Source organism: Caldibacillus sp. 210928-DFI.2.18, from assembly GCF_020554505.1.
GTDB lineage: Bacteria > Bacillota > Bacilli > Bacillales > Caldibacillaceae > Caldifermentibacillus > Caldifermentibacillus hisashii.
Genome location: NZ_JAJCHL010000095.1, coordinates 1 through 11,410, shown reverse-complemented (window position 1 = coordinate 11,410; position 11,410 = coordinate 1). Strand labels below are relative to the sequence as shown.

Annotated in this window: 9 protein-coding genes and 1 pseudogene; 2 read left to right on the top strand and 8 right to left on the bottom strand. The window is 37.1% G+C overall.

What is annotated here, in order from left to right; genetic code table 11:
• Positions 1 to 125: 125 nt before the first annotated feature.
• Together dgoD and LIZ98_RS15105 are read right to left on the bottom strand one after the other, a co-directional pair.
• Positions 126 to 1,223 (bottom strand): galactonate dehydratase, encoded by a 1,098-nt coding sequence (gene dgoD / locus LIZ98_RS15110; protein WP_227140126.1) that lies wholly within the window; start codon positions 1,221 to 1,223, stop codon positions 126 to 128.
• A 139-nt stretch (positions 1,224 to 1,362) separates the two neighbouring features.
• Positions 1,363 to 2,433, bottom strand: coding sequence for an NAD(P)H-dependent flavin oxidoreductase (locus LIZ98_RS15105; RefSeq protein WP_216406522.1), 1,071 nt, complete (start codon positions 2,431 to 2,433; stop codon positions 1,363 to 1,365).
• A 374-nt stretch (positions 2,434 to 2,807) separates the two neighbouring features.
• On the opposite strand from LIZ98_RS15105, the gene LIZ98_RS15100 reads away from it, so the two are divergent.
• Complete coding sequence (locus LIZ98_RS15100; RefSeq protein ID WP_227140127.1) at positions 2,808 to 3,611, top strand: ABC transporter ATP-binding protein; 804 nt, start codon at positions 2,808 to 2,810, stop codon at positions 3,609 to 3,611.
• Positions 3,612 to 3,946: 335 nt separating this feature from the next.
• Here the strand turns inward: LIZ98_RS15100 and LIZ98_RS15095 are convergent, their stop codons facing one another.
• Both LIZ98_RS15095 and LIZ98_RS15090 read right to left on the bottom strand, forming a co-directional pair.
• Positions 3,947 to 6,274 carry a YhgE/Pip domain-containing protein gene (locus LIZ98_RS15095; protein WP_227140128.1) on the bottom strand — a complete coding sequence of 776 codons (2,328 nt, stop codon included), beginning with the start codon at positions 6,272 to 6,274 and terminating at the stop codon, positions 3,947 to 3,949.
• 121 nt (positions 6,275 to 6,395) lie between these two features.
• Positions 6,396 to 6,971: a TetR/AcrR family transcriptional regulator gene (locus tag LIZ98_RS15090; protein WP_162835729.1), complete on the bottom strand. Its 576-nt coding sequence runs from the start codon at positions 6,969 to 6,971 to the stop codon at positions 6,396 to 6,398.
• Positions 6,972 to 7,226: 255 nt separating this feature from the next.
• Here LIZ98_RS15090 and LIZ98_RS15085 point away from each other — a divergent pair, with 255 nt between their 5' ends.
• A complete protein-coding gene (locus tag LIZ98_RS15085; RefSeq protein ID WP_052480314.1) occupies positions 7,227 to 7,673 on the top strand; it encodes a GGDEF domain-containing protein in 447 nt (148 codons plus the stop codon).
• A gap of 162 nt (positions 7,674 to 7,835) precedes the next feature.
• Here LIZ98_RS15085 and LIZ98_RS15080 read toward each other — a convergent pair whose 3' ends face one another.
• The 4 genes and pseudogenes from LIZ98_RS15080 to LIZ98_RS15065 form a co-directional block, all read right to left on the bottom strand.
• Complete coding sequence (locus LIZ98_RS15080; protein ID WP_375293591.1) at positions 7,836 to 9,599, bottom strand: 3'-5' exonuclease; 1,764 nt, start codon at positions 9,597 to 9,599, stop codon at positions 7,836 to 7,838.
• A 40-nt stretch (positions 9,600 to 9,639) separates the two neighbouring features.
• On the bottom strand, positions 9,640 to 10,173 hold the full coding sequence (locus tag LIZ98_RS18020; protein WP_255602272.1) for a UvrD-helicase domain-containing protein: 534 nt from the start codon (positions 10,171 to 10,173) through the stop codon (positions 9,640 to 9,642).
• 321 nt (positions 10,174 to 10,494) lie between these two features.
• Positions 10,495 to 10,746, bottom strand: coding sequence for a hypothetical protein (locus LIZ98_RS15070; RefSeq protein ID WP_041846524.1), 252 nt, complete (start codon positions 10,744 to 10,746; stop codon positions 10,495 to 10,497).
• A 277-nt stretch (positions 10,747 to 11,023) separates the two neighbouring features.
• Positions 11,024 to 11,362: pseudogene (locus LIZ98_RS15065) on the bottom strand (HAD-IIB family hydrolase); the annotation flags it as partial.
• Between the last annotated feature and the right edge of the window lie 48 nt (positions 11,363 to 11,410).

The following is an 11,410-nucleotide window of genomic DNA, read 5'->3' as shown; positions in this document are numbered from 1 at the left end:
CACTTATGCGTTAGGAAAGTAGAAATTGAAAAATTTATACTTTCCTATTAGCTAAAGAAAACGAACCCTTATTGGATTCGTTTTCTCTCAAATTCTTTTTATCATTTTTCTAGGCCTAAATGAGCTTACCACTCAGCTTTTGTACCATCGTAGTTTTTCCAGTTAGGATTTGTCCAATAAAGACCTTCAGCAGATACTTCTTTTACCTTGTCTTCATCAATTTCAAGTCCCAAACCTGGTTTTGTCGGGATATCAACATAACCATCTTTGTATTGGAAAATCTCTTTGTTCTTTACACAGTCGAGCAAGTCAAAGCCTTTATTGTAATGAATTCCCAGTGATTGTTCTTGAATGAATACGTTCGGGCTGCAAACATCTATTTGTAAAGTGGCAGCTAATGTAATTGGGCCATATGGTGCATGGGGTGCCGCGGCAATATCATACGCTTCGGCCATCGCAATAATTTTTCTAGTTTCTAAAATACCGCCCGCTAAGGCAACATCAGGTTGAATAATATCAATAACACCGCTGTTTAGGATATTTTTGAAGCCCCAGCGTGTATATAATCTCTCACCGGTTGCAAGCGGAGTGGATACATGTTTTGCCACTTCGACAAAACCTTCTTCGTTCTCAGGTAGAACAACTTCTTCCAGAAACATCGGGCGATATGGTTCCAATTCTTTTGCCAAAATTTTTGCCATTGGTTTATGAACACGACCATGGAAGTCGACACCGATATTTAAGTCGTTTCCAAATGTATCTCTTAAAGAAGCGACTCTTTCTACAACTGCATCAATTTTTTTAAAAGAATCAATATAGTGTAATTCTTCAGTTGCATTCATTTTAATGGAGTCAAAGCCTCGGGTCACACGATCTTGTGCATCTTTTACTACATCAGCCGGGCGATCCCCGCCGATCCACGAATATACTTTAATTCTATCTCTGGCAGATCCGCCAAGTAACTCATAAATTGGTGCATTGTAGTATTTTCCTTTAATATCCCATAGCGCCATTTCAATACCGGAAATAATTGTCATGTTAATTGGGCCGCCTCTGAAAAATACCCGATAAAGTTCTTGCCAAATTTTTTCAATTTCTAAAGGATTGCGTCCAATAATTCTATCAGCTATTTCATAGGCGCCGGCTACTACCGTACGGGTTTTTGTACCGGATACCATTTCTCCCCAGCCTTCAATCCCTTTTCCAATGAATTCGACTCCCATATTCGTTTACCTTATATATATGATGGGATGCATGATCGGTTTAAAGGGAAAAGTATACTGTTATTTGTTTTTGAAATCTTACCTTATATTATTACATAATTGAATACCCATCCCGCTTCCATAATCACCCATTTATTAATTAGAATTTATTTATAATGGTCTCTACTTGATTTGTTATCATTTCGATTAATTCTGCAGCATGCAAATTTTTGCTTAATCGAGGATTTTGCCCGCACCAAAGTGCCATAAACTCTTTATTTTTCTGTTTTGCGGCTTCTGACCGGATATCTTGAGTAAGCATGTTTTGAATTGGATAGGCAGGAAAAATGGTCTCATGCTCTTTCATTTTTTTGATAAACGCATTGTTCAATCCCCTAGCTGGCTTACCACTGAATGCCCCAGTGATGACTGCTTGTTCTTCGGTAGCGTTTAATATTGCTTTTTTATGCAGTTCATTTGCTCCACTTTCTTTACAGGTAACAAAGGCTGTCCCCATTTGAACTGCTTTCGCTCCCAATACTAGAGAAGCTAAAACTCCTCTGCCATCCGTGATACCGCCGGCTGCAATAATAGGAATAGAAACCTGATCCGCTACTTGCGGAATAAGTGCCATTGTTCCGATCATTGAATGGTCAAAGGATTCTGCAAAACTACCCCTGTGCCCCCCGGCTTCACTACCTTGGACCACAATCATATTCATTCCAGCCGCTTCATTCATTATTGCTTCTTTTACTGTTGTGGCTGTTCCAATTGGGATAATGCCGTTATTGTTTAATTTATCAATAATTTCTCTCTGAGGAATGCCAAACGTAAAACTGCAAACAGGTACTTCATATTTTAAGACGATTTGAATCTGTTCATCAAAAACAGCGGTATCGATTTGCGGAACATCATTCTTTTTTTCGATTCCTAACATTTGCCGGATAGGTTCCAGCAGCTGATTTGCACTTTCAATTTCCTCCTGTAAGACATCAGGTTTTTCAGGGACAAACAGATTGACACCAAAGGGCTTAGAAGTCAAGTCCCTTATTTTTTGAATATTTGACTCTAATTCTTCCGGAGTCATATAACCCGCACCGATCATCCCAAGACCACCAGCATTTGATACAGCGGCAACAAGTTCAGAAGTCGTGATTCCCCCGGCCATTCCTGCTTGTATAATCGGAAATTTGATTGATAGTTTGTTGGTTACTTCTGTTTTATTCCACATGTCATTTCCCCCTCGGATAAATATAATCCCCTAAAATTCTCCAAGAAAAACAGTTCATTCGTTTCTTTGTTTCATTATTTTCATTATCGTCCAACTATTCCTATTGTAGGATTTCTTGCCATTTTTGGAAAGCCAAATTACTTGTTATTATGCTTGACTTCCCAATTTTTAAAGATACATAGAAAAATAGTCATTTAATCTTTCCAACTATGTTGAAATATGATTTCAGAACTTAGAGAGCACTATGTGAAAAAAATTAAAAGCGAAGGATCTCCATTGCATTATCGCCTGATTTTTCTGTTATAATTATTTACATTCAAAACAAATAAGTTCTGCTATTTTCCATTTTCAAAAAATGTCAGGGGGAACTACGATTGATTTCACTGGAAAACATTTCGCTTAAAAGAGAAGGAAAAACAATTTTAAAAAATGTTTCTTGGGCAGTTATTCGAGGGGAACATTGGAGTATCTTAGGTTTAAACGGTTCGGGAAAAACAACTTTATTAAAAATTATTAACGGATACCTTTGGCCAACAGAGGGGCGTGTCCGTGTACTGGATCAAACTTTTGGGCAAACAAATATCCCGGAATTACGGAAGAAAATCGGCTGGGTTAGTTCTTCCATTCAGCAGCGATTTCGGCCAAATGATTCGGTATTATCTACTGTATTAAGCGGGAAATTCGGATCGATTGGGTTGTATGACACGATACAGGAAAGCGATATAGAAAAAGCCCATTATTTAATGAAATTATTAGCTTGTGAAAAATTTATGAATCAGAACTATGAGTCATTATCTCAAGGTGAACAGCAAAGGGTTCTAATTGCACGGGCATTGATGGCATCCCCTGAGCTATTAATTTTGGATGAACCTTGTACCGCATTGGATATAATAGCAAGGGAACAATTTCTAAGATTTATTGAAAAAATAGCAAATGAACCTGGGGGACCGACGCTCATTTATGTTACGCATCATGTAGAAGAAATTTTGCCTGTATTTACGCATACTCTTTTGTTACGAAGTGGAGAAGTTATCGCTTCCGGTCAAACAGATGAAATTTTGACAGAAACTAATTTGTCCGCATTCTTTCAACAACCGGTTTCAATCCAAGTGCATGACGGTCGTACACGGATTGCATTAAAACGAACCGAAAATATCTCGATTGAAAGGCTGATCTAATACAGCTTTTTTCAGTATAGCGAAAGTATAAAGATAGTTGAAAAACGATAGAACGATAGATTTCAATGAAGGGCGTCGGGGAGTGTCTTTTGGACGGTTTGGGTTTGTTTCATCTTCATTTTGTGTAATAAAGCCGATTGGACTTATTCTAGTTTCTCTGTCGATGGGTGTATAAACAATTAGCGCTCGCTTCAATTGATATATTAGTGCTACCATAACTTTTTTATAGAGCTGAATATCAGTGTTTCTCCATTAGCTTTAACGGTCTTGTATCAAAAAAGGCCTTTCCTTTAAGAACAAATATTGTTCTCTTATGGAAAGACCTTTATTTTCTATTAAACTGACAAGCTGTGATGATGTTCGGCTTCATTGTTTTTGTATTTTTGATTAAATTTCCAGATAAAATAGCCGAGTGAAATTAACATCGAACCAATAATATATATCGCTAAAATACCGGCATTTTGCCACATAAAGCTGTAATCTCCGCTTGAAATGACTGCTTTAAATCCTTTCACACTGTAAGTCATCGGTAAAAGCGGATTAAAGAATTGGACAGCTTTCGGTATTACTTCTAACGGGAATGTACCTGCACTTGATGTTAACTGTAAAATCAAAATCAAAATTGCAATGAAACGTCCCGGATTGCCTCCCAAAGTAACTAAGAATTGAATTAGTGTTATAAACGTTAAACTGGTAAAAATCGTAAATAAGTAAAATAGCGGAACATTTTGTACATCAATATCCAAGACATACAAAACGAGCGTTGCGATGAATAACGATTGAATGACTCCTATCGTTACCATTACTGCCAATTTACTTACAAACCAACTCCAACCATTTTTTGGAATTCCTGCCGAGTCAACCAATGGAAAAATAATGGTTAACAATAATGCACCGACAAATAAACCTAATGATATAAAATATGGTGCAAATCCAGTACCGTAATTCGGTACTTTATTGATATGCGCCGAGTCAACTTCTACAGGGCTTGCCATCATATCATACGTTTTATCATTGGCATGCAGTGAACTTGCTTCATCAGCAGCTTCACTTAATTTTTTATTCAACTCATCGGTACCGGCTTGCAATTGATTTATACCGTCAGCAAGTTGAACGGAACCTTCTGCCAATTGACCTGCACCAGAACTTAATTGACCGGAGCCATCAACTAATTGACCCATGCCGGCATTCAATTGATTGGCACCTGAAGCTAATTGATCAGCGCCTGCTTTGGCTTCACCTAATTTTTGCGTAAATAAACCAAAACTTGATAAATATTGAGTTTGGCCATTGCTTAATTGTAAAGCACCTTGTTTTAGCTGCTGTGAACCTTGAGCCAGCTGGCTAATACCGGTTTGTAATGCTTTTTGACCTTCCTGTACTTGTTGAAGGCCGGCAGTTAGCTGATTAAATACCGGATCTGTTGACGCCTTAATTTGAGCAGCCAATTGCCCGGTAAGTTCATTCGTATTTGTTGAACTACTGTTATTGTTAATTCCGGCAATAATTTGTTGCTTCAGTTGGTTCACTAATGCTGTTCGATCAACGGATCCAGCTAACTGTTCTCTTTGTTCGGGTGGAAGTTGTTGAATCAATGGTTGCAGTGCGGCCAATTGTTGTTGTTGATATTGAATGATAAAGTCTGCCAATTGATTTGCCATCTCATCTGCGGAAGCGATACTCGATTGTTTGACAAGAGCCGGCAATTGACTGCTCAAGCCACTTGCCAATTGATTAGGTAGTTGTGCCTGAACACTTGTAATCCCATTCTTGACTTTATCGGTTCCTTCAATCAATTCAGGTAATTTTCCATTGATTGTTGAAATTCCTGTACTTGCTGAATTAATTCCATCGTATAGTGCATCTGTCCCTGCTTTTAAATCTTTTGATGCAGATAACAGTTGACTCCCGGCATCATTCAATTGACCAATCCCACCTGAAAGTTTTCCTGCACCATTAGTTAAATTCTTTGTTCCATCTCCGGCAGTTTGAATACCTTCCGTAAATTCAACTGATTTTTCTGCTAAAGTTTGCAAATTATCCTTTAATGTCTTTGCTCCTTCATTTAAATCATTCGCACCTTCATTCAGTTTCCCTGTCCCGTCACTGGCAGATTGGAAACCATCCGCCATTTTCATTGCGGTATCAAACATTGTTTCAGCATATGTTTTTGAAACTTCAGCGGAAACTGAATCACGAATTTTTATTACAGCCGTTTCACCAATTTGGCTGGCAAGAAAATTATAGCTGTCATTTGGCATAAATTTCAGCTGAAGTTTTTTTGGAGAATCATCCAATAAAGTTGTTGCATTTTCCGAGAAATCTTCAGGAATTTCGATGATCATATAATAAGTCAGATCATCAAGACCATCCATTGCTTTCTTCTTTGAAACAATTTGGAAATCAAAGGAATCATTATCTTTTAAGTTATCTACCAGGTTTTTACCAATATGCATTTCTTTTCCATCCATTGTGGCTCCTTTATCCAAATTAACAACTGCGACAGGAAGCTCACTCATTTTTGCATAAGGATCTTTAAAAGACCAAATAAACATCCCGCCGTAAATAAGCGGTACGAAAAGAATTGCAATGATTGGAATCAAAACTTTTTTATCCTTGAGTATTTGTTGGATTTCTTTTCCAAATAATTTTATGCCATTCAAGGAAATTACCTCCTCTTACTACTAATTGACCGAAACAGTCATTTGGTCAAGTTATGAATAAATGATAAGATCATCATGATTATGACAATCCTAATTTTCTCCCATACATGAAATCTACCTTTTAATGATTGGCAGATATGCCTTGGAAAATGTAAAGATCCAGAAGTTCAGCAAGTTCTTCTTTCGACAAGGAAGGATTATTTTTTTCCCAATCAAAAATCAATGCAACGTAAACTTTTAGAATAGCAAATGCGGTTATTCTTGGATTGCATGGACGGATGTCTCCAGCTTCTATCGCTTGTTTTAAAATATTGGTAATGTAATTAATGATCGCCTCTTCAAAATTGTTCAACGCTTCAACAACTTCAGGTGTGCCAAACTTGGCTTCTTCAAATAATTTTATTGCCAATTGATGCTTGACACGGTATTCCAACATTTTATAGATGGCACGATGAACATTTTCATGAAAGGACAGACCTGCTTCAAATGTTTCTTCCGCAGCTACCCGCATTTCATTAATTAAGTCTTCCATAATATAATGGAGCAGATCCTCTTTATTATTAAAAAATGTATAAATGGTACCTTTCCCGACATTTGCCAGTTTCGCAATTTGTTCCATCGAAGTTGCTTTATAACCGAATAGTGCGAATGATTTCCCCGCTGCATCAACAATCTGCTTTTTTCGATCCACTTTCACCAACAATCACCACCCTGATTGACCAAATGAACGATTCAGTCATTTAGTACAAAATATAATTTAACCCTCTTTTTCATAAAAGTCAAGGTAAAAATATTTAATTCTTACTGGATTTTTTCACCTAATGGTTATCACCCAAAAAGCCCATTTTTCAAAAACATTTACGCTCAAATGACAATATATTGTGTCTTGATAAAAATTGTTAGTACTATATTTGGTGCAAATCTTTCCTTAAAACCTTTTTGGGTGCTAATCATGACATATGTTAAAAATCATTTTTCTCCAACTATGCAAAATTATATTGTCATGGCTGATATCGACTATTTCAAGCATATTAATGATACATATGGTCATTTGAATGGAGATGGCATCCTGAAACAGTTGACAGATGTGTTCAAAAACTTGGCAGCCCAAATAACCGGAGCAAATATACTCATTTGCAGATATGGCGGTGAGGAGTTTATATTTTTTATTGAGATGGAAAAAAAGAAAGATATTCAATCAATCGTAACGGCTTTTCAAGATAAAGTTAGGAAAACGTCTTTTTATCTGGAAGACACAAATGAAAAGATCGATCTCACCCTGTCTTTTGGTGTGTGCCCAATCGAGAACATTAATGACCTGACACATTCGACAGGAAAAGCCGATAAATGTTTGTATCGTTCAAAAAATAATGGGCGGAATCAAATCAGTTATGCATAAAAGGAATTTGAAATCGGATACACTCTGGCTTAGGAATGGTTATAACCTCCCTAAAAGCGGTAATACAGCTTTTTAGGAAGGTTATATCAGATTAATAGCAGGGGAAAAAAATTCCTCCTGAATTCATGGTTTCTAAGACAATAAGACAACGTTCTTGAAAATTTAGCGATATATATCCTTAATACTTTGCTCCATTTTTTCGTTACAAAGTGGACATGACTTTTCTTCCAAAAGGGAATCTTCATAAGAATCAATCCGCATCCAGGCATTACATTTAGGATTTTTACAGTCCCAGACTAAGATAGATTCTACCAGCCGTTTTTCTCCTTTTTGTTGTTTTGAGTTTGATCGTGTTCGTCCCCAAACCGATTGATCCCGTTCGGCTTCCGGGTCGGTGAATGCTTCTAAAAGGAATCGGGAAACTTTCAATTTTTCTCCCCGATACTCAGCCGGTGAACTAATATATAATTCTTCTTTTGCCCTGGTAACTGCCACATAAACAAGTCTTCGTTCTTCTTCAATAGCCGGATCACTTTTCTTCCTCTCATTAAAAATCATATCTTCTCTCACATTTGCTTCAATAGCTGATTTATGAGGTAAAATCGTGTCTGAGGCTCCAAGCAAATAAACAACCGGAAATTCCAAACCTTTTGCTTTATGAATCGTCATCAATTTCACGACATTTGCTTCCGGATCTTTTCTTAATTTTTCCATCTCCTTATTACGCTCAATAATAATATCGACAAAACGTAAAAACTCCGAAACCGTTTCAAAACGTCGAGCAGATGATTCGAGTTCAGCAAGCATCTCACGCATGATCTCTTTATGGGTAGTCACATGTTTTCGTTCATCCGTTTCCATATATTTGTCGTAAACTTGCCTGATAGCCCTAATGGCTTTCATTGGTTTTTTCTGGTTTATTTTTTCGATTAACTGAATCCGCTGCCTGATTTGTTTCTTTTGAAATTCTTTGAGGTACGGGATTTCCAATGCATGGATTAATAAATTTTTTGCCGGATGAAATAAATCTCTTTCCTCGATAAATAATCCAGTCTTTTCGCGATTTAGATACAGCGTCGGTAAAATTCCTTTAACTGCGTCCAAATTACGCCCATCAATAGCCAGCCGCAAATGATCAAGGACCGGTTTAATGAGGCCGTGTTCATAAAACGTATAGGAAGACCCGAAAGTGACGAAAGGGATGCCACGTAAAACAAGTTCATCAAAAATCGCCCGGTTGTTACTGTTATTTCGATATAGTATCGCAAAATCTTTAAAATTCCTCTGCCCTCGATGAACTGCTGATAAAATATTTTCAATGATTATCGTTGCTTCCTCATCCGCTGTACTTGGACGAATAAAAGATGGATCTAATTCACTTTCCATTGTTGCGTCCAACTTTTTTTCATAACGATTTTTATTAAATGAAATAATCGTATTTGCTAATCCAACGATGCTTGTTGTGGACCGGTAATTAACATTTAAATAATATGTTTTCGTTTCTTGAAAGTTTTTACTGAAATTTAAAATGATGGATGAATCTGCCCCATTAAATTCAAAGATCGTCTGGTCATCGTCTCCCACCACAAAAAGGTTATTTTGGGGGGCTGCTAACATTTTTATCAGTTCATACTGAATCGGATTCGTATCTTGCCATTCATCACATAAAATAAATTGAAAGCGCCCTTGAAGTGTATGTAATAGACCCGTATGATTCTTCAACAAATGGTAGGCGTCAAGGAGGATGTCGTCAAAATCCATATAATTGTTTTCTCGTTTCCTTTGTTCGTAAGTTTGCAAAATCGCTTTTATTTCTTTGTCGACTGGTGACTTTTCAGGCAGATCACTAACTTGCAACATTTTATTTTTATAATGAGATAAAAGGGCTACAAGTGTTTCCGGTTCATATGCATCTGAAAGGTTCATTTCCTTCATGATTATTTTTAGTATCGTATGTTTATGTTTTTCATTGCTGGATTTGCCGTCGATCCCCCTGTCCGCGTAATATTTGTAAAAATATTGAATGGTAGGTTCCCGTTAAAATATGTCTCACCATCTGCCAGGAAAGTCCCGGTAATGTGGAAAGTCTTTCCTTCATTTCGTCGGCTGCTTTTTTAGTAAATGTAAGTAACAGAATTTGGCTTGGAGCGACTTGATGATAAGCGATTAAATATCCTACACGTGATGTTAATACCCGTGTTTTTCCGCTGCCGGCGCCGGCTAAGACAAGTGCGGGACCAGTGAAATGCCGAACAGCCTCAAGTTGTGATTGATTTAACTTTATCCCTCTTTTTTCAAGTGCCCGAAAATAATATGCATCTTTTTCACTATTTTTTACTAAATCAATGGTTGTTTTTGTATCAGCCAAGTTTGTTTTGTGAATCTTTCTTTTTGTCGCTCCCGCAGGAAACGGGTAGAACGTCGATTCTTGGTTTGATTTGCTTCCTTGACTGTTGTTACCCTCATATTTTTTTGTGAATTCCGTTTTCCGTTCCTCCATTAAAGACACCTTTCCAATATAAATCAATATGTTCTTTTAACATAATACCATTTAATTATCCAGTTAACACCAAAAACCGGTTTTGTAAACTTGAATCTAGGCACACTATATTTCCTGTTGTTTTTTTGGTTTTATTGCTGAATATCAGGGGGACTGGTGAATCTGGGGTTCCGACTGTTGAATTTTCTTGTTTTTCTGTTGAATTATAAGGAGACACTGGTGAATTGTGTATCCCTACTGTTAAATAATATCCTTCTACTGTTGAATTTCTAGGGGCAATTCCTAATATTCTACAGGTCGACGAGTGCGTCAATGGAAATATTAACAATCGTTCTCCTCTTTTTTTTCCCTTAAATTTTTTGTCCCACTATATAACCCGCTTGCAGATAACCCGAGCATGATGCCAACAAGAATCCCTTCTTTCAAAGGAGCCGACAAATAAAAAATACCAAATAAAATCCCAAGAACAAGGGAAACGAGTGGTGAAAACTTAGATGGCATTCCTAATCGTTTAAACACTTCTACGACTCCTAAAATTAAGGGAATAATGACCACATCATAGTACGTAAACATATAAACTTCCCTCCATTAATAATGGTTTCAAAAAAGTGTGGAAAAAGGTTTGGTAGAACGTCAATAAATTAGCTTCTTTTTTTACTAGTATATTAAGGAGACTTACAAATGGTGGCGGCCATTATCATTTTTCAAAAGTGGAACTTCATTCAATGAGAAAGTCGAGATTCCCCACCTCCTTTTCCTCTTCATTTCCGGAGTCAATTAACCTAGGATCATTAAATGCAAATAAACCCACAAAAAACTGTGGGTTTTAAAAATCTACTTCCATATTGAATTAACAGCTTCCCAATACCTCATAAATCGCTTTTGCAACACCGTTTTCTTCATTTGTTGCTGTGGTCCAATCGGCTGCGTTTTTCACGGTATCTTGTGCATTACCCATGGCAACCCCAAAACCTGCTTTCTTAATCATAGAAATATCATTCAAGCTGTCACCAACAGCCATCACATGATCCATCGTAAACCCTAGCCTATCACACACTTTTTCCAAAGCCGACCCTTTATTAATACCAAGAGGGTTGATTTCCAAGTTAGTCGGACTGGAATTGGTAACTTCCAAATCATCCTTCCTTAATTCTTCTATAATCATATTTCTTAAGTTTGTATCGTCAACAACCCACCACTTAACGACCTAACGGTCTGTTTGAAGTGGGGGCTTGCG